The sequence below is a fragment of the Cocleimonas sp. KMM 6892 genome, assembly GCF_035798195.1.
Classification (GTDB): Bacteria; Pseudomonadota; Gammaproteobacteria; order Thiotrichales; family Thiotrichaceae; genus Cocleimonas; species Cocleimonas flava.
On the sequence record NZ_JAPFBV010000011.1, the window covers coordinates 1 to 22,593 of the forward strand.

Consider the following 22,593-nt stretch of genomic DNA (forward strand, 5'->3'; position numbering starts at 1 on the left):
AGAAACAGAAACAGAAACAGAAACAGAAACAGAAACAGAAACAGAAACAGAAACAGAAACAGAAACAGAAACAGAAATTAATCCAATCCCGAGTTCTGCAAACCCAGCACAAGGGCTGACCGCGAATGATATGGCGTTGCACCCGATGCAGGATATCGCCAAACCTGTTTATCTCGAAGCGATCACCGATCCGTCATTTGGCACCAGCATTCGTCGTATCAGTAATGCGGGTAGGGGAAATGTCATTAAACCGATGTACAGCACGATTCAGGCATGGAATGCGGATGAATCGTTTATGCTTTTATACGATCAGGCGAATGGCGTTCATCAATTACTGGATGGCCACACTTATGCCTTTATTCGCAATCTGGATGATGTAATTCCCGATGATATCGAACAGATCTTCTGGGATTATGTGAACCCCGATAACTTTTACTATGTCGATAAAATCACCGCGGATTTAATCCGCTATTCAGTAAGCACGCGCAATAAGAAGGTATTGGTGAATCTGGCAGAAAAGTCGAATTGCGATCAGTACAGCGTGAATTTGGGTAACGATGTACAGATGATGTCTTACGATTCTGACGTGTTTGGTTTCCGCTGTGCCAATGATGTTGCATTTTCATATCGGATTTCTACGAATACCTTAACCACGTTTAGTATGTCTGATGTTCGTTATTTGGCACCGATGCCAGCACCCAGTGGAAAGCGCTATTTTCATCACACAACGGTTTATGGTGCAGATGGTGTCGCGTTACGCCAATTGAATAAGAATAATCCAGAACATGAAAGTCTGGGCCGTTTAGGAAATGGTAATGATGCCTTATTCTCCGTCGAATTTAACCCAGGTCCTCAGGGTGGTTGTGATGGTAATATCATTGCGCATGACCTCACAACGGCTGAATGCTTTGATGTGATTAGTCAGAGGCAAGGTTATGATTATGCCAAAACGGGTACGCATATTTCGGCATTGGCACATCGTAATCCTGGCTGGATCGCTGCATCGATGGTTGGATATCAGGAAGACGGCCAAGCATTGTTAGATCAGGAATTGATCATTGCAAACGTGCAAGATAAAGATAATGTGCAGGTGTATCGCATTGGACATCATCGTGCTGATGAAAATGAGTTTGATTACTGGGGTGAGCCGCATGCGGTGATTAGCCCATCGGGAACTCGTGTGTTGTTTGGCTCTGACTGGAGTGGTGCTGACGATGGTCAATCGGTAGATGCTTATGTGGTTGAATTACCCGCTTACCAAGCACCTTGATTTTGTGATGCAATTGAACATTAAAACAAATACAGAATGACTAACGAAAATAAAAATATATTTCTTACTATAGCGCTCGGCACAATGGTGATTGCAACGATTTTGACGGTGCTTGTTTATTCTGTGTTCGGCGAGAGTGCGGGTTACTTTTTTATGATAGTGCTGGGGGTGCCGTCGGGTGCGATAAGCTCTTTAATTCTCATGATTATTTATAATGCCGTTAAAGCAAAATCAAACGAGTAACCGATAAAGCAGTAAACAAAACAGAAAAAAGTGCCCCAAAGGTGGGGGGTGCCCTTATTATCATTATCGTCTTAGATTTATCGCAGTAAGGAGAGGCGCTTATCAAAGAATGTAATTCATGCGGAAAATGCTGTATCAAATACAGCAATGGTCAGCTCTCAGCTTCGCCAGATGAAATCGAATATTGGGAGGTCTTCCGGCCTGATATTGCAGAGTATGTGGCTAATAGCAAAATCTGGACGAGTCCGGAAACTGGTAAACTGATTGAGCTTTGCCCGTGGTTGAGAAAAGCACCAGACTCCAATGTGTACACCTGCGATATCTATTTCGATCGACCTGAAGATTGCCGTTACTATCCTTCGACCATTACTGAAATGATTAAGGATGGTTGTGAAATGCTGGATGATAATGACAAGGCAAACCCGAAAAAAGCGCAACAGGATTTGGATCGCATTATGGTTGATAGTCGTCCGGCATTAGAATAAGCCCTTATATTTTTTGCTATAACGCAAGTCAAATGAATATGTGAGTTGCTAGTCCAGTATCACTCTAAACTTTACCGTAAACGAAGGAGCTGTAGCGCCTGTTTGTGGCTGAAAACTTCCACTCATTGCGGTTTTAAAATTCGTTACTACGGTATTTGCACCTTCTGCATCGGGAGTTGCGGTATAGGTGTAAGTAGCGCCATTGTCGTTCGAATACGTTGTCGAAGCGAGGCTTAAACCGCTATTTTGTGCGCCATTGGTAAAGTAGGGTGCTTTACAATTAGCGATATCCGCCACGCACAGTTTTGTGTTTGCCGGCACTAAGTCGGTTAAAACGATGGAATTATTATCTGCCGGACCATCACCAGAATTTTCCCCCAGAAGCGTATATTCCAGTACTGCGCCTGGTATCGATTTTGGGTTGCTTGTCAGATTGATTGGGTCGTAAATTGTCGCGATGGTTTTCTTCAAGCTTAATTCTGGATGTTGAATGGGCTCCATCACCCAGTAAGCAACTTGCTCTGTTGTATGATTTCTTTCGGTATTTCTGACGGTATCCTCATCAATCGCTAAGCTGATAGAAGTGGAGATAGGGTTTGATCCATAGAGAACGGCCCAGCCTCCATCACCACCATCCATCGCTGAGAGTGTCGCTGTTGCGTAACTGTAAGAACGCGGCAAAGTGTAGTTATACGGAGGTGCAGGTGTGGGCGTCACTGCGCCTCTTACAGTATCCGCACCCAAGGCAATTTTCACATGAGCATTGGCTAAGGTATATTCAGCTTGTTCTGCAATGAAGTACCCTAAGGTTTCGGTATATTCGGTGGTAATATCCGATTCACCTGTATGCTTCCCTACACAGATAGCAGCGTTGGTGGCGGGGTTGTTTTTATTACAAGCGCTTGACCAGAAAGTGACAAAATTTGGATCGTTAAAGCTCATTACCTGACCCGTGACTACGGGATTGGTATAGTTTTGAACTTTAGAACCGGTGACATTAATTGTTTTAGGAATCCCCCAATTACCATTACTGTTGGTCTGGGTTGAATCGATGGTATACGCTTCGTATTTTATCGGGGAAGTGTATGAGCCAGCTTCAGAGACTGTACAGTAGACATCAGATGCGCTAACAGCACCATTTAGCGGGCGTTGCACTCTAACTTGAATTGTTGACCCAAGCACTTGTACTCTGACCGAACCCTCTGCATTCGCACCCGATGTTAAGTTATAGGTACAGGCAACAACCGGATTAGAGTAGGAATTATCTAACGTTAATGATTTCCACGAATTACTGACACTGCTGACTTTTACCATCTCAAGGTAAGACGTAATCGGGTATGCGCCAGCAATGACTGGGCATAGAGCAATCAAAATTAATAAGTAACGTCGTATCAAAATAGTCAGGTCTGGTTTCTAGTATTTGTTATAAATACTTGAAAAATAGCATGTTTAAACCAAACCCATGATGAATAGATGCGTGTTTTTACGTTGTCATTTTGATTCTTGTATTTGAAATGTAAAACGTATTGCGTTGCTCATTTCTTTCTAACAAATTTCAGGCAGTTAAAAGCCCGTATAGGATTGGCTTCTTTTGATAATATTTCGCCATACCAGCATTAAAATAAAACCAATAATGGCACCGCCAACATGTGCAAAGTGAGCAACACCGCCACCAAATAATGAAAATCCTGTTACACCAGAAAACAGGTCTATAGCAATAAGTACCGGCACAAAATACTTGGCCGCAATCGGATAAGGAATAAATATCAGCATCAGCTTGGCGTTAGGAAAGGTCAGCGCGTATGCCACCAACACGCCGTAAATGGCCCCAGAAGCACCAACCATAGGCGCATGATAGATATTAAGCATGGTTGAAGCTTGATCGGCGCTGAGTATTTTCGGTGGATAAACCTGCTGCGCAATCATCGAGCTAATTTCAGCGGTACTGATACCTGCATTAACCAGAATGTCGTAAACTTCATTAAACTGGAACTGGTTAACCGCATTGTAAATTAACGCCGCGCCGATACCGCAGGCAAAGTAAAACAGGATAAAGCGTGATTTACCGAGGACTTTTTCCAGTTGAGTACCAAACATCCACAATGCGAACATGTTGAACAGTAAGTGTGGCAAGCTTCCATGCATAAACATGTGAGTCACGTATTGCCATACATGGTAGTTTTCGTTTTGGGAAAAGTGCAATGCAAGCAGATCGTTTAATCCACTCTGGTTTCCTGACGTGCCGATAAACATCACGATGTTTATCGCGATAAGAATATTGACGACACTCGACAATAATTGAAGTGGACTTTGCATTGATTGAAATACCATACATATTTTAAAGTAGCTGTAGTATAACCAATTAAAATAGAGAAATTACTATGAAAGACAAACTCAATGTTCTTAAATTAATCCTGCTGTTTTCAGTATTTTCGATGAGCACAAATGTAACCGCAAATATGTCGAATAATGATTCGCGTGAGCTTGTGAAATTTCCTGAGATGATGCAACAACATATGATGGCGAATATGCGAGATCACGTCGCTGCACTGAATGAAATTCTTGAATTTATGGGGAATAACGAACCAGATAAAGCGGCAGATGTGGCTGAAAACAGATTGGGCATGAGCTCGCTGGATAACCACGGCGCTAGCCATATGGCGAGTATGATGCCCAAAGGGATGCAGGCTGCGGGTACCGATATGCATCGTGCAGCCAGTCGTTTTGCGTTAAAAGCGCAGGAAGGCGATTTGTTGCCAGCATACAAAGCGTTATCTGATATCACGGCTGCGTGCGTTTCTTGTCATACGGCTTATCGGATTCGTTAATCGATATTGTTGAAACAGTGCTAGTATATTCGCACACAAGGTTATAACTGTCATACGACTGACCAGAATAGAAAATGGCAAATAGGAAATTAGCGATCGTTTATTGATGTGTTAGTTATTGGGTTTAGAAAAATAATTATAATTAGAGAGTTGTTTCGGAATATCTCATGCCTTCTTTAAAAGTATTTTCTCATAAAAAAAAGACCAAGGAATTGGCCAAAGAAAGCGCTAATAACACTGTGAGCTCCAAGCCCAGCATTAGCAACAGCAATAACCTGAAAAATGATATCAATTCAATACTCCACACCTACGATGTCAGCCTGATTGGCGCACTAGAAAATGATCATATTCAAATCATGGCGCTGTATAGGAAAGCCTTAAAACAAGCGAGAGAAAAAGACATCGTGAGCTTACAACTCACCCTCGTGGAGTTTGCTACCGAGTTCACAAATCACATTCAGATAGAAGACGAAAGACTTTATAGCTATCTGAAAATGATGGCGAGTTCTAAAAGTTCTACCGAGCAGAAAGTGGTGGCTAAGTTTTCATCTGAGATGAAAAACATTTCAATTTCTATCTTTTCGTTTCTAAGTCAGAGTCCTTGTATTCCAGTCACTGAAGACAATATAGAGTTTTTTCTTGAGGAGTTTAAGCAGATGGGAGCGCTGTTAGAAGAGAGAATCGAACGAGAAGAAAAGATCCTTTATCCGATTTATAAAAGCAGTCGCAAAGTTGTTGATATTTCTTAGTGTATCGATAGTGTATAGACCCGTTTTTCAGCCTGCATAAACACCTTGTAAAAACCCTCTATAAGTAAGGGGGTGCCTAATTAAATCTACAGATAATATTATCTGGATTGTTACTAAAGTCATTACTCCAATATACTCAAATATTGTTTCAATGTTTCTTTAATGTTACACCAATTAACTCAGTTTAATTGCGTCTCGGACTATCTTCACGCCCGATCCTTTGTCATTATGCTGCTTCATTACAGATTTATTGAAGAGTATCATCCATGCACATAATTGAAATTACCCGCGAGCCATTAGAACTTTATAAAGTCTTAAAATTTGAAGGCATTCTACCGAGTGGTGGCGAAGCCAAGCATGTGATTGCTGAAGGGTTTGTTACCCTGAATGGCGTGACTGAAACGAGAAAAAGAAAAAAAGTCGTTAACGGTGATGTGATTGAATTTAACGGTGAAGAGTACCAGTTGAATCTGGTTTAATTATATTCGTTATACTTAACTGCTATTAATAATGAAGCCAGCTCATATAGCTGGCTTCATCACATAAATCTTACTGCCCTGCAGCGCGAAGCGCGTAATCCTGATAAGCAGGTAAAGCAATAGCCGCTACAATACTAAGCACAAACAGTGCTAATAATATAAATGCACCTATGGTGATCGCTGTACTGTTTGGTGGTGGTTGATGCCCGAAATTGTTTTCGCCTTTTGTGCCAGGCCAGAAATAGAAGATCAACGAAACAATGGGTATTAATAACAATAAAGAAAACCAGCCGCTTTTGTTGAAGTCGTGACAACGTTGAATCGTAAGCAATACAGATATCACAATAATGCCAATATACAATGCAATGCCTAGGAAAATGCCAATAAACGGAATCATAAACAACAGCATCGCTAATATGCCGCCTACAAGACCCACACCCATGGTGTACATCAAATAGCGAATACGCCCGAGTCTTCCGGCTGCAGTAAATATATTTAGGTCTCCGACACCATCAGTTTCAGTGCCTCTTGTTGTGAGTGGCGCCTGTGGCGTTGCGTAGGGATTATTCGCTGACATGTTTTTTCCTTATTTATTATAAAATTTTCGGACACTATATCTCACCTGACATGAATGTTAGCTTAAACTGATAAAAACAGTTTATAGAAGGATTGATTTAACAGCGCGTAAAAAAAAGGGCCTAAAAGTAGGGGGGTGCCTATTGATCTAATAGAGTATATATTTTAAAACTCTGGTACAGTTCTTAACTATAAGGTCTGCAAAGACAATCACTGTTATTTGCCTTGAGGGTATATTTTTTGAAAAGTAATGATATTTTGCGTCGCGTTCGTTTTATCTTTAATTTTGATGATTCAAAAATGATCGCATTAATGAGTTCTGCGGATGAAAAAGTAACACGTGCTCAAATCAGTAATTGGTTGAAACGCGATGATGATCCAGAACAAGTAGCACTGACTGATAGTCAGCTCGCATTATTTTTGAATAACTTTATCGAATCCAAACGTGGTAAACGCGAAGGCCCTAAACCACCGCTTGAAAAGAGACTCAATAACAATCAGGTTTTCATGAAAATGAAGATCGCTTTGAGTTTACAAGCCGAAGATGTACTGGATATTCTGGCAAAAGCTAATTTTAAAATGAGCAAACACGAACTGAGTGCTTTTTTTAGAAAACCCGGCCATAAACATTATCGTGAATGCAAAGACCAGATTTTACGTAACTTCCTGCATGGTCTGCAGGTGATTCATCGTCCCGATAAAATTGCTCCTTCGAATTCTACTGTAAAGACCACGGCGAAAAAGCCGTCAGCTAAGAAACCATCAGCGGCAAAACCTTCTTCTGTTGGGTCGTCTAACGTAGCACCTCCAGCAGGTTATCAATGGAAAAAGAAACTAGATACTAAGTCAGATACAGATAAATAATAAGGCACAGTAAATCTCTCTGAATGTGTGGCGTGTGTGGACCTAATACCGGTCGTTCTTATTAAAGAGACTAAATGAGTTAATTTGCTTAATATCAATGTGGGTTGAATTCATTCATCTTAGTATCCTTTTTTTTGTTCCTAAATATTCTTGGAGTATGTATGTCTTACACATTATCTACCAGCATCAAACAACCTATTGATCAAGCTATCGAAACACTAAAAGCAACCTGCATGAATCACAAGCTAGGTATCGTGAGCGAAGTGGATGTTCAGGCTACGATTAAAAACAAGCTCGGTGAAGATATCCCACCTTACAAAATACTGGGTGCATGCAATCCGGCAATGGCAAAACAGGTTATAACTGCTTCACCCAAGGCTGGTGCTTTATTACCTTGTACGATTGCGGTACGAGAAGTGGATGGTGAAACTTTCTTTGATTTTATGGCACCAGAAGAGGTACTCACGCTTGATATGAATCCTGAGATTCAGGCTGTAGCAACTGAAGCGACCAAGCATATCAATGCGGTTATTGCGGAGTTGGAAGCATTGTAAACTGAGGACCATTTTTTTATACGAGTGTTTGACTGAATTTAAGCACTGAACTAAACACTGAACTATAAACACAAAAAAGCCAGACAGAAATACCTCTCTGGCTTTTTTGTGTCAACGATAAAATGACGGTTTTGCTTGGTAAACCAGTTAAAAGAAATATCGTAAAAAAATCCCCCAAAGTAGGGGGTGACTTACTGATTCTATCGATGAGTCTAATTATGCTATTTGAAACCAGACAAATACTAGATAAATACTAGATAAAAACAGCAAATAGACCTGCAACGATTAATCCTGCTTTTATGAGAATTTTTGGCTTGCCGATTAACCCATAGGAAACAAATGCCAATCCTACGGCAAGTTTTACAAATACTAATAAGGCCATAAGTGGATCAGTCGCGATCGTAATTATCGCTGGGTTGGCAATCATTCCTAATGGGATTATATATAGCCCAACACCCAAAGCCATTGCTGTAAGCGCTACCTTCAACCAGTTTTCGCCGATCATACCGGCTGCAATGAAAACAGCTCCGCAAACTGGCGGGGTGATGGTAGATAACAGTGCGAACCAAAAGACAAACAAGTGCGCAATGAGTGGTTCTAATCCTAGTTTTTGTAGCGCAGGACCTGCAACTGAAATACAAATCACATAAGCAGCCGTAGTGGGTACTTCCATCCCTAGAATTAAACAGGCTAGGGCGGTGAGCAATAACGCTGGCCAGATCTGTTCGCCACCTACGGATAAAATTAACGAAGTAATTTTTATACCAAGGCCAGTCTGTCCTAGCACGCTGATAATTAATCCTGCACAAAGAATAATCGATGCAATTACGGCGATTTGTTCGCCTGCATTCAGACATACGCTCTTTAAGCGTTGCGTCGTTCGTTTTATATCGATACTTAAGTTGGCATCAAGAAATAACAATACAAAGCCAGAAAGAATTGCGCCTGCTGCTGCAAATTGTGGGGTATAGCCGCCGATAAACATCAGCCCTAATAGAATAATAAAAGGCACCGCAAAAAAACTAGCCGTAATGATAACGGTGCGCTTTTCGGGTAATTGGTCTTTTGCGAGTGGTTGTAGATCATAGCGATCTGCGTAGGCATTGATGCCAATCCAGACGGTTAAGAAATATAAGACCGCAGGCAAGATGGCTGCTCCCATAATTTGAGTATAGGGAGTTCCTGTGAGCTCCACCATGACGAAAGCCCCAGCTCCCATGAGTGGTGGCATGATTTGTCCACCAGAAGAAGCCACGGCTTCTACAGCGCCAGCAAGTCGTTTAGGGTAATTGAGTTTTTCCATCGCCGGCAAGGTAATCGCGCCAGTTGATGCAACATTGGCAGAGGCAGAACCAGAGATAGAGCCAAACAAAGCACTGGATAGTACGGAGACTTTGGCAGCTCCGCCTTTGAGTCTGCCAGCCGCAGAGGTTGCAAGATTCATAAAACCTTGACCCGCTTCACCAGCATTAAGAACAGCCCCCATAATCACAAAAATGGCGACTATATTGACTGAAACGCCGGTAAGGCTACCCCATAATCCGCCTTCTGCAACGGTCATGGTTCCGAGAAAACTTTCTATGGGTAAGCCCGGGTGTCCAAATTCACCAGGCAAGTGACTACCAAATAATCCATATAAAAGCGCGAGTGCAGCTATTGTTGGTAATGGCCAGCCAATGGCGCGTCGAGCCATCTCCAATACACAAATAATCAGAAAACCGGCAAGCCAGATTTGCCATTGTCCTTCTAATGAACCGTATTGATCTGATAATAATTCGTGTTTAAAAACAATATAAAAACACGCCGCAAGTCCCAGGACAGTAAATACACCCCCCCACTTTTGGGCACTTTTTGTTTTCGCCAGATAAATGAATACCCACGGAAGTGCGAGTGCCATGTGCAACGGGCGGCTAACTAAACTAGGGATTAAGCCACTGAAAATAAGCCAGATATGAAAAACCACTGAGAGTGCGCCGAGGAGCACCCAGAGTGGTTCAGTCGAGCCGAGTGACTCTTTTTTATTAAGCATCTTTTATACTTGTTTCTTTTTACTTGGATTTATTGGGTATTAACTGTTTTTGGACGGTTATTAACGATGATGATTAGCAACGGTTATAAACAATGAAGCAAGCAATAGAGCCTGCTTCATTGTGTTACTAACAATCTTATAGATAAAGCGGATTAGCGAATCGCTTCAGGAACGTCTACTTTAATCTCGTCGTAATACTTAAGCGCACCAGGGTGAAGTTTGCCATGCACGTTTTCTAACATTTTAGGTGTAACAGCATTCCACCAAGCGGTATCTTTTCCTAAATTTTCTTTTTGTGTCCAGAACGTTTTAGTGAGTAAATACGCCGTGTCATCATCCATTTGAGTGGTCGCATGAGCAACTACAGGTAATGATGTGGTCACAGTGTCTTTATCAACACCCGTGTAAGTGCCAGCAGGGATCACTAGACGAGTACGTTTGGTTTGCTTTATCTGGTCGTCTGTTAAAGAAAGAATAGAGACGCCGGTGCTTGCCGCAGCTTCGATAACATTAGGTGCTGGGTATGAACCTGCGGTAACAAAACCATCGATTTGTTTATTTTTGAGGGCTGCAACGGCTGCGTTTAACTCTGCACCGGCTTGCTTAACTTTACCTTCTAGGCCGAAAAGCTTTAGGTATTTTGTGCCTTCTTTCGCACCAAATGAGCCTTTGCCGATAAGCATTGTTTTGCCTTCTAATCCTGCGAAATCAGTGATGCCACTATCTGCTCTTACTACAAAGTGCATGGTTAACGAAGGAATCGGGAATAACGCACGGATCTCGCTAAATTTAGGGTTACCTTTGCCTTTAAACATGGCAATTTCTTTTTGTGCTAATTTGACCAGAACCGGAGGCGTGGTGAATACATAATTACCAGGTCGTTTTGCCGCTTCCATAACATTCTGTACCGAACCCTGACTCTCTTCGACGGTCACAATCACTTCGCCATCGCTGCCTTTTTTCATGGCCTCAGCAAGTTGTACTGCCATCTGGTAATAAGATGAGCTGGTTTTCGCCGATTTAAAGGTAACGCGCGTTTCTGCCTGTGCACTTAAACTGGTGGTTAAACCTAGCGCTAGGGTTGCCATGAATATAGCAAATTTAGTTTTCATAAATTATTTCTCCTGGTTAAATAAGTCACTTTTCTTTTTTTATAAGCTTAAGCGTAGTTTAAGATAGTGTGAATATCCGTTAAAAAATGAGTGAAATTAGCGGGATGCTTAAATATTAAGCATCGTTTTCACGTTTACGCTCTAAACGGCTTTGTTCTTCATCGAAGGCTGCCTGAATCTCTTCAAGTACGCCATCCACATCGGCGGCACTGGTATCTTCAAGATACTCACCGGTTAAAATTGTGTCGGGCTTGAGTTTACCTTCTTCATAGAGCTGCCATATTTCTTCGGCAAAATGCGTTTCATGCAGATAAGGATCAAACTGACCAAAGTAAGTGATCATATTTTGTACATCGCGAAATAACATGGATTTCGCGTTGTTGTTAGCAGCGGCATTAACCGCTTGAGGTAGGTCGATAATGACTGGTCCGTATTCGTCTAGCAGTACATTAAACTCGGATAAATCACCATGAATGGTACCGGCGCATAACATTCTTACAACATCCTGCATGACGATCGCAAAGTTCTCGATTGCTTCCTCTTCGGTCATAGTGACATCACCAAGACGTGGGGCTACATCGCCATTCTTATCGACAATCAGTTCCATTAACAGAACCCCATCGAGACAACCATAAGGCTCGGGCACACGCACATCGGCATCTGCAAGCAAATACAGCGCATCGACTTCGGCATTCTGCCAGATTTTTTCTTGTTCTTTACGGCCGAATTTAGAGCCTTTTTCCATGGCACGGGCGCGTCGGCTATTTTTAACTTTACGACCTTCGGTGTATTGCACGGCTTTCTTGAAGTTACGTTTAGCCGCTTCTTTATAGACTTTTGCAGCACGTATTTCAGTACCACAGCGAACTACGTAAACATCAGCTTCTTTTCCGCTCATCAAGCGGCTTAGTACTTCATCGACTAAACCATCATCTACCAGAGGTTGTATTCTCTTTGGAATTTTAATGCGTGTTACCCCAATTATTTTAGAGACCCTTTGTACCTTATTTTGAGTGCTTAGGGAATATGCTTGTCCTGTTAAATTTTCTTTATATTGGTAAGGCTTTAAAATGTTTTGTTATGATCCTGAATAATTTAAAAATATCGTCCTATACTCAATCCTTAGTTTGATTAGCTGTTTGCCAGTCAAATCTCTTTAAATAATTTTTCGTTATAAGCGATTACAATCTGGAAAAGTACAATGCACAACCTGAATAATGAATTAGAAATGCTCAAGCAAGTCATCCAGGATTTTGAAAAAGATCGTCCCGTTAATACGGCGGCTTCTGCCAGAGAAGTACTTGAGAAATTAGATGTTGGATTATCAGATTCAGGCTGTGATTCAGAGACACTTATTGCGTTTGCAAAACAGTATGTGGGACTTAACCCAGATGTCAGTCAAACAGACTTCTTCAAACTCTTATATTCCGGTTTAAATGCACCAGCATTGTTTGGTGAATGGGTAGCAAGCTTAAGCAATGCAAATATGCATACCTATCAAATGAGTCCCGTCGCAACGTTGATGGAGTTAGAATTAATCAAGCAATGGAATCAATTGATTGGCTACGAACACGGTGAAGGTGTGCTAGTCAGTGGTGGCAGTCAGGGTAATCTTATTGGCATGATGTTAGGTCGTCATCATAAAGTAGGTGACTGTAAACGTTTGGGCTTACAAGGTAAAACCCTAGTCGCTTATGTGTCTGATCAGGCGCATTACTCCAGTCAGCGTGCTGCCAATTTATTAGGGATTGGTACGGATAATTTGATCGGTGTGGCCAGTGATGAAGAAGGGCGCCTGATACCTGAGGAACTCGAAAAAGAGATCAAGTCTTCCCTGGAAAAAGGACATACGCCTTTTTACATTGGGTTAACCGCAGGTACCACAGTTATAGGTGCTTATGATCCGATTAAGCCGTGTGCTGAAATTGCTAAACGTTATGCGCTTTGGTTGCATGTTGATGGCGCATGGGGCGCACCTGTGTTGTTCAGCAAAGACCATCGTCATCTAATGTCAGATGTTTCGTTGTCCGATTCGATGAGTTGGGATGCGCACAAATTACTCAGTGTACCTTTGACGGCTTCGGGTATTCAGGTGAAAAATCCAGGCATGTTGAAAGACGCAATTGCTGGCGGCGGTGGTGAGTACTTGTTCCATCAGGATGAGAATGCAGACTTTAATCTGGGTGAGAAGTCCATTCAGTGTGGGCGCAGAGCAGATTCATTAAAAGTGTGGATGAGTTGGAAAGCCAATGGTTCCCAGGGTTTTGCGAAAAAAGTCGATCATTTGCAAATCATGAAAGCTCATTGTGTTGAGCAAATTGAAATTCACCCACGTTTTACATTATTAGCACCTTCAGCGTATTTGAATATTCTATTTAGATACGAACCAGAAGAAGCACTGACAGAAGAACAATTGCGTGAGCTTAATATTACCATCTGTAAAAATCTGAAAAGCAAAGGGTCTGCGTTTATTGATTACGCAAGCTTTAAAGGTCGTAGTGGCATCCGTTTGATTTTAGGGAATGTTGATACAACGAGTGAAATTGTAGATAAAGTATTAGCGTTATGTGCAGAAGAAGGCGATTTACTGACTCAATAAAAAAACGCCTCAAAGGTGGGGGGTGCCTTTAGTAATCTACGGGTTCGTTTTTCAGTGTCTTAATTAAAGAATCTGTCATTCGAGCGGTCGCACCCCATAATAATTCACCTTCATATTCCTTAAAATACAACACTGGAATAGGTTCTTTTACATTCGGCACTTCGCGATAACGGATTTCATGGTTATTCTCATCTGCCAGCCAATCTAGCGGTAAAGTAAAGGCATGACTGACTTCTGATTTTTGTAAAGTTAGGTCGTAAGGCCAGGCTACAGTGGCGATTACGGGTGTCACTTCAAACCGACTTACGGTGTAATGTGGGTTCAATTTTCCCAGTACATTAACATCGTTAGGATCGATCCCGATTTCCTCATGAGTTTCGCGCAATGCGGTATGGATGATGGACGGATCATTTTCTTCATGCTTGCCGCCGACAAAGGCAACTTGCCCGCTGTGCATATCATTTTCGATAATTGAGCGTCGAATAAACAGAATGTGCCAGCTCTCTTCAATTCTTAGAAAAGGGATCAAGACTGCCGCTTTGCGTTGTGCTTTATTCAGTTGGTTGGGATATTGGCCCGTTTCACTGTTGTTGCTATTGCCGGGAGAAGTAGGAACATCATAACTGGATGGTATTTGTTTGTTTAAACATTGCTGAATTTCTTCAGGACTTAAGTCATTGATTATTTTCATTTTAAAATTATCTTTGTCGTCTGTTTATTTACTTATATCTACTTACTGGCTTATGTCTATATTCTTGCATTAACTTGCATATAGCTGATATCTATCAGGCTAATGATTAACTGCTTATCTTTAAATTAACCTTAGCAGTTAGGATTCATTTTATCTAAATTTTAATCATTTAAATTTCAACAGCAAGATAATCTAGTAGAAAACAGTAACTAAGTTTATATTGGCATCAGTTAAATTTATTAAATGGAGGTATCGCTATGTTTGAGAAAAATTTAAGTTGTGAATTGCGTGTCGTATTTGCCGTTTTATCTGTCATGTTCTTACTGACTGCGTTATTCGGTAAATTCTTCTCCATTATTGGTCTATTAGTCACTGCATTTGTCGCAGCAACGGGCGTCTGTTTAGGGGCTAAAATCCTGGGCCCTGCATTTTGTAAGAAATCAGTCACTGATGCGTTAAGCAATGCTACCGATGAAGTGAAATCTGCAGCTGATGAGGCCTATGATAATGTAAAAGATGCCACTGATGATTTTGTTGATAATGTGAAAGACAAAATTTCCAAGAAAGATTAATCCGATTTTTACATACAAAAAGCCCGGCTTATCCGGGCTTTTTGTATGTATCTAGGTATTAATAAAAGTACCTGTAATGTTAGTTCAAACTCTGTTGCTTAGTACCAGGCATAATCGTAGTGGTTATTTCTTGGTTGAGACCAGCGTGTTAAACGATTATTCATCTTGTTACGAATATTATTAGAAGCAACGTTTTGCAAATGATTGATTCTTGATTTTTCGTGACGGTTTAATCTTCCATCGCGCTTATAGTAAGCAATCTTATGTTGAATCTGGCGCTGTTCCTGACGAAGTTGCTTTACTTCACGCTTTACTAGTTGGCCATTTTCTCTGCCTTGATGAATTCTACTCTGTTGTCTCTTCTGACGTTCATAGATATTAAACGCTTGGCGTGCCCCCTTGTTGTAAACGCCTTTTCTGTGCACGTTGTTATAGCCGATTTGGGGTGCGTTGCTACTCCATGTAATTGAGAACGACGACTGTGGCTTATTATAATGACGTCTTTCATTATGAGGTTTCACATGCTTTTTAACGTGCTTGCGATTATCGATATAACGCTTGTTGTGTCTCTTTTGAGATTTGTTATCTAGTTTTGCGATTATTCTTTTGTGCGGAAGTTGATGAAGTTTTGGTGGCTTAGGAGGTTTCACCTTAGTCACGCGACGAATTTGCTTTTGTTTGGCGTTGTGATGTTTCGCGACATCTTTTTTAACGCGTTTGTGTTTATGGTTTCTGTGTTGATCGTTTTTATAGTTTTTATTCGGACCAAATTTAAAGTCATCCGCTGCTGCGATTGAAGGCGTTACTACCGAAACTGTTAGGCCTAGCAATGCTATTAATAGTGAATTCTTCATCTGTTACTCCTTCCTGAGTTAAATAATTTTCGAGATCTATGATGAGAATATGACGAGAGATAAATGAGCGTAATTTCTTAGGTTTTTAGTAAAAAAAGATGAATAGTAAGGCCATTTATCGTGTTTTACGGAAAAACTAGGGAATTCAAGCCATTTTTATCCGGCATCATTCTCGTGTATAGGTCTCCTTAAATAGATTGTTACAACCTATATAAGGTATGAGGGCTGGATAAGGTAATGGTTTAGTTCTTTACATTTATTTACAAAGACTTAACAAAACTGACTTAAAAGAATATGTATTTCAACAAATCTAATGTAGTAAACAAAAAATGCTTGAATGTTTAAAAGCCATTGATAGCGGATAAACGAGGAAAATTGGTCAAATAAAACAAGGATCAATAAAACAAGGAATACCGATAATGGTGAATAAAGAAAATTAGGCAGGATCGAATGGGTTATTCGAGATACTCGTTCAGACAAATAAAAAAGCCGAAAAGCGATCTCAGCTTTTCGGCTTCACTACATTAATCGAAAGATTTATGCGCTTAGCTTTTTATAAGTGTTTATTCAAACGGAAACACAAACTTAAGCTTTCTTGGCATAAGCTGTACACCAGCCCGTAGCGCTTACTTGTTTTCCTGCAAAGATAGTACAAGTGCCTGCTGTATCAGATTTGCTCGTATATAAAACACATGAAGAACAGCTTTGTTCAGCCGTGTGCTTAGTCTGAACAGCACCATCTACAGTGGCTGTATCTTTTTTGTAACCTAAGCCTATTGCCATTGGATCATCTTCAGTGAGTTCTGGAAGATCATCAGCGTAAACGCTTGGTGCAATGATTGACGCTGCTACAACTGCCGATAAACCAAAAAGGCTTTTCTTAAGAATGTTTCTACGTTTTAGATCGATAATACTTTGTTCCATTTTTTTGTCCTTCGTTTATTAGTTAAGACATTTTAGTTATGGCTTATCAGTGTTGATAGCCATGATTGAGTGTGCGCGAACGAGAGTATCTTCCTTTAAAAAAAACAGAGCATTGATATTTATCACTCAATTTATTTTTATTTTGTAATGAATTTGAGCGTATTTTTTTAGAACAAGACGAGTAAATGATGAATAAATGGCGATTGAGCTATGAATAAAGAACTAATAAATTCAGAGCGTATTATGTGCGTTTAGATTTTTGTAGACTAGAATGAAAACTGCCGGAAAGAATTTCCGGCAGTTTTAGCGCTATTTTATAGCGTTTTTAACACTTGGTGTTTGCTTATACTTTTTCCAGAGCCTGGCTCACATCAGCAATGATATCGTCGATGTTTTCAATACCCACCGAGATTCTTATCAGATCTTCACTGACACCGGCTTTGGCTAATTCTTCTGGGTTTAACTGGCGATGTGTAGTGGTTGCAGGATGACAAGCCAATGACTTTGCATCGCCGATATTCACTAAACGTAAGATCATATCAAGTGCATCTATGAATTTACCACCGGCTTCTAATCCACCTTTAACGCCAAAGCTCAAAATACCTGATGCTTTACCTTTGGTAATTTTTTTACAGGTTTCAGCGTAAGGGCTATCTGGCAATGTTGCGTAATTTACCCAGCTCACTTTTTCGTGATTGCTAAGGTAAGCGGCTAGTTTTTCTGCGTTTTCACAGTGTCTTTCCATACGAAGCCCGAGTGTTTCCAAGCCCTGTAAAATCAGGAATGCACTGTGTGGTGCAAGTGCCGAACCGGTGTTTCTTAATGGACCAACACGACAACGACCAATATACGCGGCTGGGCCAAGCGCTTCTGTATAAACCACACCATGATAAGAAGGGTCTGGCTCATTCAAAATAGGGAATCTGGCTTTGTTAGCCACCCAGTCAAACTTACCCGAATCAACAATCATTCCACCAATAGAGTTACCGTGACCGCCGATGTATTTAGTCAAAGAGTGAATCACAATATCAGCGCCAAAATCGATAGGGCGACATAAAAATGGTGTCGCTACCGTATTATCAACCATTAACGGGACACCATGTTTGTGCGCAATTTCTGCTAACTTTTCCAAGTCAACGATATTACCGGCTGGGTTACCAATGGATTCACAGAAAATGGCTTTGGTGTTTTCGTCTATCGCATTTTCAAAACCTTCGTAATCATCGTGAGTGACCATACGAACATCTATACCTTGACGAGGCAAAGCATGAGCGAATAGATTATAAGTACCACCGTAAAGCTGACTAGTGCTTACGATATTTGACCCTACGTCACAAATACCCTGAATCGCATAGGTTATCGCAGACATACCGGATGACACGGCTAATCCGGCGATACCACCTTCCATTTCTGCAACACGTTGCTCCAGAACATCATTGGTAGGATTCATGATACGCGTATAGATATTGCCGGGAACTTTCAGATCGAACAAATCCGCACCGTGCTGGGTATCGTCAAACGTATAAGACGTAGTTTGATAGATAGGAACGGCAGCAGCTTTAGTTGTCGCTTCCGATTTATAGCCGTGGTGAAGTGCAATTGATTCTAATTTCATAGCGGTACTCTTTATTTTTGAGAAAATTAAATAATGAATGTGAATGTATAATTATTGTAACAACGTAGTTTTTTAATTCGGTTAAATAATAGCGTAAAAAAGGCTCCAAAGTAGGGGGGTGTATTAAATTTAATAAAACATTGTTTTAGGGGCACTGGTTTTGGGGGGCTGGTTTAGGGATACTGTTTAATAAAACTAATTTTTTAATCGATTTTCGTTTTGTTAAAAGAAGAACGTAGTCAATCAGGTAGGGGCACCATGGTAGTAGTGCCATAAAAATAAGCTACCGACTGAACGCCACGGAGACCAGTGTTCAATTATTTTTTTAGCTTCGGCTGGGGTTGGTTTCTTATCCAGCCCTTTGAGTTTTTGTAAGGCTACTAGTAAGGCTAAATCCCCAGAGGGGAAAATATCGGTGCGTTGCAGCGAGAACATCAAATATATTTCAGCACTCCATGGGCCAAAACCCTTGAGTGCAACAATCGCTTTGATCGCTTCTTCGTCATCCATGGTTTCAAGCGATTCAGGGGTAAACTCACCTTGGGCGATGGCTTCTGCCATACCTTGAATGTAAGTCGTTTTTTGTTTTGATAGCCCAATACTTCGCAGTTGTTCATCAGTAACGGCGAGCACTTTCTCGGCGGTGATTTCAGGTAATAGTTCACGTGCACGAAGCATAATTGCTGCTGCAGCATGCGTGGATAGCTGTTGACCAACCACGATGGAGAAAAAAGTTTCAAACCCTGATGGTCGAATCCTGGGTTCTGGATAACCCAACTGAAGTAATGCAGTTGCTACATCTGAATCCCGTGTGGCAATTTCATCGAGGCCTTGTTTAATAATTTTATTGTTCATGATATATATCCAGAAAGAGTGTAAAACTCGATAATCTTTGTGCATTTTTGCTATAACAGTAGGTGTATTAAATACCCTGTTAATTTCGATGAAACAGGGTTATCTGCTTAATAGTCATAACAATAAATGATTTCTGTACTAATATATTCAAAAATATACGCATGCAAATTATTGTTCATCGATAACCTCCGGCATTAACAATTAAGAAAGGATAAAAATTAAGGTGTACTCACTTATATGAAACGATGTTTTATAAAGCTGATTTCTCTATTGGTTGTTACGGGTGTTTGTGCTTTTTCATACCCTGTACTCGCAACAGTTAGTACCATAAAAAAACCATCAATAGTTTTCATTAGTCCAGATTTTGCTGAAAGCCAATTTTTTAATATTGTTAATAAAATCATGCGAGATGCTGCCGATGATTTGGGAATTTCATTAGAAATTTTATATGCTGATGATAACCCTACCACTACGATAAAAATAGGTACGAGTGTATTAAACAGAACCACAAGACCAGATTATCTAGTGATGGTTAACGAAGTCGTTGCCACGGCTAAATTGATGAAATTGGCTAATCAGCTGGGTCAAAAAACCTTTTTATTCAATGCCGATTACCAGGAAGGTCAATATGACCAGTATAAATCGAAAACATGGTTAGGGAGTTTATTGCCAGATGACGAACAGGCAGGTTATCAGTTAGCAAAAGTATTAGTCACTGAAGCGAGAAAGAAAAAGTTATCCGATAAAAATGGAAAAATAAATATTATTGGCATTAACGGCGACCATCGCAGTCGGGTACCTATTAGCAGAAAGAAGGGCTTGCAGGCATTTGTCGATGAGAATAATGATGTGGAGTTATTACACATTGTGAATGCGTATTGGAGTAAGAAAAGAGCAACAGAAACCGTTGAAAACTTACTGAAGTTATTCCCCGAAACCAATCTGATTTGGTCTGCTTCAGATTACATGGCAAGCGGCGCAGCAATAGGTGCTGAGAACATGAACAGAGTCATAGGCAAAGACATGCTCACCTGCGGTATTGATTGGTTACCTTCGACATTTGAGGAAATCAAAGATCAGCGTTTATCTTGCTCCATAGGCGGTCATATTTTTGATGGAGCCTGGTTGATGGTATTATTGCATGATCAATTCAATCACTTTTATCCTGATTTCATCCAGAAGAAAACGCATTTTAGCTCAGTCAATAATGAAAATTTGAGTGATATAGAGCGTATTTTTGATCAGGAATTATGGAAGAAAATAGATTATAAAAAATTCAGTAAGGCTTATAACCAGAGTTTTTCAACCAGTCATTTCGGATCACAACTATTGATTGATGAGCTAAGCACGCTAAACAAAGAACGTCACGTCTTTAACAACGTTAACTAACAAGAAGTATCAATGCATACCATTACTCATAAACTAAATAGAACCCTGCTGTTTTACGTATTCATATTTAGTACGTTCGTCACAATGTTGGCAACCAGTTTGCAACTATATTTAGATTACAAAAAAGATATTGAGTATCTCGATACGCTTTCTACACAAATATCAAAAAGTCATGTGAAAGGGCTTTCAACAGCCGCCTGGAATATGGATGTGTTGCAAATTCAGGTGTTACTTGATGGATTGGTGGCAATCCCAGAAGTAACCTATGCGAGCGTATTGTTTCAGGGTGAAAAAATATCAGAATCGGGTAATGAAAATAATAAAAATACCATAAAACATAAGCGTAACCTCAAATACGAAAGACGAAATGAAATTATTCATATCGGTGAGTTTGATTTCCATATAAGTAAAGATCACGCCATACAGTCATTAATTAATCAGTTTTTTGTCGTGCTGTTTATCAACTTCATTCGTACCTTCCTGGTTGCGGGCTTTATTTTGTTTGTTGTCGATTTCTTGATTACCAAACACCTTGTCAACATCACCCAGTCTTTGAAGAAAATTGAATCCTTCGAATTACTCGATAACGAAATAGTTCTGGAAGGGAATCGGAGTAAAAGAAATGAACTGGATGTCGTTGTCAGTTCCATAAATGAACTATTGAAAAACTTGAAAGAACTCTGGGAAAGCTATCGTATCAGTGAAAATAATTTCTTCCAGCTGGTTGACCATTCCAGTCAGGGGATTTTGATTAGTACCGATGGCAAGATAGATTTTTGCAATAAACAGTTTCTCAGAATGTTTGACATAAAGTCACTGCAAGATATCGATTACGAGCAATTTTCTCCGTATTTCATTAATTACGGTAAAGAAATCTACAACGTCGATATCCAGACGCTGAACAAAAAGAATGAAGAATATCGAAAAGTAAGAAATGAAATTCATTTGAAAGACACTAATCAGGATTTTCTTTTTTATACCTCTGCTGCCATCTGGAACAATAAATTTGGCACTTTGTTAATGTTTGTTGATATTACTGAGGCGGTAGAGTTAAAGAAACGCCTAAAACAACAACAGGCAAAATTAATACAAAAAGATAAAATGAATACCTTAGGTGTGATGGTTACTGGTATTACACATGAGGTTAATAATCCGAATAATTTAATCAAGATTAATGCGGAAGTGATTCAGAATAGCTGGAATGAAGTGTTACCGATTCTGGATGAATATTACGCCAAGCATCCTGATCAAGAATTGCAGAATATTCCTTACGATGAAATGCGCGGGTTGCTGACTGCTGCAATGGAAGATACAGCGAGTGCGAGTAAACGCATCGAAAAAATCATATCGGGTTTATCTACCTTCATCAGGGGCGAAGAAACACTGGAAATGAGTAAGTGTGAACTGCCCAAAATCATCGTAGAAACCATCAAGATGCTTCAGCCCCAAATTAAAAAAAGAAGGGTACACATTGTTTTTGATAACAGTGTAGAACTGCCGGCATTTGAAGCAAATTCATCGTTGATCAATCAGGTATTTGTGAATCTGATTTTGAATGCTGTGGAAGCTTGTGATCCAAGGAATTTCCAAAATGATCAGCAGGGTGAGGTAAAAATAGAGACATCTGTGACAGAAGATTACGTTTATGTCATTATCAAAGACAATGGTATTGGTATTAAGGAAAAAGATATCAATAAAGTATTCGATTTGTTCCAGTCATCAAAGTCAACGATAGGTGGAACGGGTATCGGTTTGTCCATTGTTTATGCCCTAATCAAATTGCATCATGGTGAGATTTGGGTAGAGAGCGAAGAAGGCTTTGGTTCAACATTTACCGTCAAGCTTCCAATCAAGCAGGGTAAATCTGAGTCAAAGGATAATAAGGAAGGAATATCTCTAGGATGA

23 protein-coding genes are annotated in these 22,593 nt (G+C 40.3%); 12 read left to right on the top strand and 11 right to left on the bottom strand.

Annotated features, from left to right (window positions below; genetic code table 11):
* From OO007_RS19770 to OO007_RS19780, 3 genes are all read left to right on the top strand, one after another.
* The coding region (locus tag OO007_RS19770) for a hypothetical protein (RefSeq protein ID WP_325810121.1) at positions 1-1,270 on the top strand (1,270 nt) is incomplete at its 5' end.
* Positions 1,271-1,306: 36 nt separating this feature from the next.
* Positions 1,307-1,513, top strand: a complete 207-nt coding sequence (locus tag OO007_RS19775) for a hypothetical protein (RefSeq protein WP_325810122.1) — start codon at positions 1,307-1,309, stop codon at positions 1,511-1,513.
* 101 nt (positions 1,514-1,614) lie between these two features.
* Positions 1,615-1,998, top strand: coding sequence for a YkgJ family cysteine cluster protein (locus OO007_RS19780; protein ID WP_325810169.1), 384 nt, complete (start codon positions 1,615-1,617; stop codon positions 1,996-1,998).
* Positions 1,999-2,046: 48 nt separating this feature from the next.
* On the opposite strand, the gene OO007_RS19785 is transcribed toward OO007_RS19780, so the two are convergent.
* Positions 2,047-3,369, bottom strand: coding sequence for a hypothetical protein (locus tag OO007_RS19785; RefSeq protein ID WP_325810123.1), 1,323 nt, complete (start codon positions 3,367-3,369; stop codon positions 2,047-2,049).
* A 192-nt stretch (positions 3,370-3,561) separates the two neighbouring features.
* Positions 3,562-4,314: a rhomboid family intramembrane serine protease gene (locus OO007_RS19790; protein ID WP_325810124.1), complete on the bottom strand. Its 753-nt coding sequence runs from the start codon at positions 4,312-4,314 to the stop codon at positions 3,562-3,564.
* Positions 4,315-4,379: 65 nt separating this feature from the next.
* Here OO007_RS19790 and OO007_RS19795 point away from each other — a divergent pair, with 65 nt between their 5' ends.
* From OO007_RS19795 to OO007_RS19805, 3 genes are all read left to right on the top strand, one after another.
* A complete protein-coding gene (locus OO007_RS19795; RefSeq protein WP_325810125.1) occupies positions 4,380-4,826 on the top strand; it encodes a hypothetical protein in 447 nt (148 codons plus the stop codon).
* A 167-nt stretch (positions 4,827-4,993) separates the two neighbouring features.
* On the top strand, positions 4,994-5,575 hold the full coding sequence (locus OO007_RS19800; protein ID WP_131906356.1) for a hemerythrin domain-containing protein: 582 nt from the start codon (positions 4,994-4,996) through the stop codon (positions 5,573-5,575).
* Positions 5,576-5,841: 266 nt separating this feature from the next.
* On the top strand, positions 5,842-6,054 hold the full coding sequence (locus OO007_RS19805; protein WP_131906355.1) for an RNA-binding S4 domain-containing protein: 213 nt from the start codon (positions 5,842-5,844) through the stop codon (positions 6,052-6,054).
* 70 nt (positions 6,055-6,124) lie between these two features.
* Here OO007_RS19805 and OO007_RS19810 read toward each other — a convergent pair whose 3' ends face one another.
* Complete coding sequence (locus OO007_RS19810) at positions 6,125-6,631, bottom strand: DUF805 domain-containing protein (RefSeq protein ID WP_131906354.1); 507 nt, start codon at positions 6,629-6,631, stop codon at positions 6,125-6,127.
* Between the two features lie 239 nt (positions 6,632-6,870).
* Here OO007_RS19810 and OO007_RS19815 point away from each other — a divergent pair, with 239 nt between their 5' ends.
* Together OO007_RS19815 and OO007_RS19820 are read left to right on the top strand one after the other, a co-directional pair.
* Positions 6,871-7,494, top strand: a complete 624-nt coding sequence (locus tag OO007_RS19815; RefSeq protein ID WP_325810126.1) for a DUF1456 family protein — start codon at positions 6,871-6,873, stop codon at positions 7,492-7,494.
* Between the two features lie 161 nt (positions 7,495-7,655).
* A complete protein-coding gene (locus tag OO007_RS19820) occupies positions 7,656-8,048 on the top strand; it encodes a DUF302 domain-containing protein (protein WP_325810127.1) in 393 nt (130 codons plus the stop codon).
* A gap of 253 nt (positions 8,049-8,301) precedes the next feature.
* On the opposite strand, the gene OO007_RS19825 is transcribed toward OO007_RS19820, so the two are convergent.
* The 3 genes from OO007_RS19825 to OO007_RS19835 all read right to left on the bottom strand — a co-directional run bounded on the left by OO007_RS19825 (position 8,302) and on the right by OO007_RS19835 (position 12,174).
* Positions 8,302-10,077, bottom strand: a complete 1,776-nt coding sequence (locus tag OO007_RS19825; protein ID WP_325810128.1) for a TRAP transporter permease — start codon at positions 10,075-10,077, stop codon at positions 8,302-8,304.
* A gap of 152 nt (positions 10,078-10,229) precedes the next feature.
* The gene (locus OO007_RS19830) at positions 10,230-11,189 is read right to left on the bottom strand and encodes a TAXI family TRAP transporter solute-binding subunit (protein WP_325810129.1); all 960 of its coding nucleotides are present in this window, start codon (positions 11,187-11,189) and stop codon (positions 10,230-10,232) included.
* A gap of 115 nt (positions 11,190-11,304) precedes the next feature.
* A complete protein-coding gene (locus OO007_RS19835; RefSeq protein ID WP_442784355.1) occupies positions 11,305-12,174 on the bottom strand; it encodes a PA4780 family RIO1-like protein kinase in 870 nt (289 codons plus the stop codon).
* A 216-nt stretch (positions 12,175-12,390) separates the two neighbouring features.
* Here OO007_RS19835 and OO007_RS19840 point away from each other — a divergent pair, with 216 nt between their 5' ends.
* The gene (locus OO007_RS19840) at positions 12,391-13,788 is read left to right on the top strand and encodes a pyridoxal phosphate-dependent decarboxylase family protein (RefSeq protein ID WP_325810130.1); all 1,398 of its coding nucleotides are present in this window, start codon (positions 12,391-12,393) and stop codon (positions 13,786-13,788) included.
* 28 nt (positions 13,789-13,816) lie between these two features.
* Here OO007_RS19840 and OO007_RS19845 read toward each other — a convergent pair whose 3' ends face one another.
* Entirely contained in the window at positions 13,817-14,479 is a 663-nt protein-coding gene (locus OO007_RS19845; protein ID WP_325810131.1) for an NUDIX hydrolase, read from the bottom strand.
* Positions 14,480-14,736: 257 nt separating this feature from the next.
* Between OO007_RS19845 and OO007_RS19850 the strand changes: the two genes are divergently transcribed.
* Positions 14,737-15,051 carry a hypothetical protein gene (locus OO007_RS19850; RefSeq protein WP_325810132.1) on the top strand — a complete coding sequence of 105 codons (315 nt, stop codon included), beginning with the start codon at positions 14,737-14,739 and terminating at the stop codon, positions 15,049-15,051.
* Between the two features lie 98 nt (positions 15,052-15,149).
* Here OO007_RS19850 and OO007_RS19855 read toward each other — a convergent pair whose 3' ends face one another.
* The 4 genes from OO007_RS19855 to OO007_RS19870 all read right to left on the bottom strand — a co-directional run bounded on the left by OO007_RS19855 (position 15,150) and on the right by OO007_RS19870 (position 19,299).
* Entirely contained in the window at positions 15,150-15,905 is a 756-nt protein-coding gene (locus OO007_RS19855; RefSeq protein ID WP_325810133.1) for a hypothetical protein, read from the bottom strand.
* Between the two features lie 585 nt (positions 15,906-16,490).
* Positions 16,491-16,829: a high-potential iron-sulfur protein gene (locus OO007_RS19860; RefSeq protein WP_131906344.1), complete on the bottom strand. Its 339-nt coding sequence runs from the start codon at positions 16,827-16,829 to the stop codon at positions 16,491-16,493.
* Between the two features lie 343 nt (positions 16,830-17,172).
* On the bottom strand, positions 17,173-18,444 hold the full coding sequence (locus tag OO007_RS19865; protein WP_131906343.1) for an O-acetylhomoserine aminocarboxypropyltransferase/cysteine synthase family protein: 1,272 nt from the start codon (positions 18,442-18,444) through the stop codon (positions 17,173-17,175).
* 243 nt (positions 18,445-18,687) lie between these two features.
* Positions 18,688-19,299, bottom strand: coding sequence for a DNA-3-methyladenine glycosylase family protein (locus OO007_RS19870; protein ID WP_325810134.1), 612 nt, complete (start codon positions 19,297-19,299; stop codon positions 18,688-18,690).
* A 237-nt stretch (positions 19,300-19,536) separates the two neighbouring features.
* Here OO007_RS19870 and OO007_RS19875 point away from each other — a divergent pair, with 237 nt between their 5' ends.
* Both OO007_RS19875 and OO007_RS19880 read left to right on the top strand, forming a co-directional pair.
* Complete coding sequence (locus OO007_RS19875) at positions 19,537-20,688, top strand: ABC transporter substrate-binding protein (RefSeq protein ID WP_325810135.1); 1,152 nt, start codon at positions 19,537-19,539, stop codon at positions 20,686-20,688.
* A gap of 12 nt (positions 20,689-20,700) precedes the next feature.
* Complete coding sequence (locus OO007_RS19880; protein WP_325810136.1) at positions 20,701-22,593, top strand: ATP-binding protein; 1,893 nt, start codon at positions 20,701-20,703, stop codon at positions 22,591-22,593.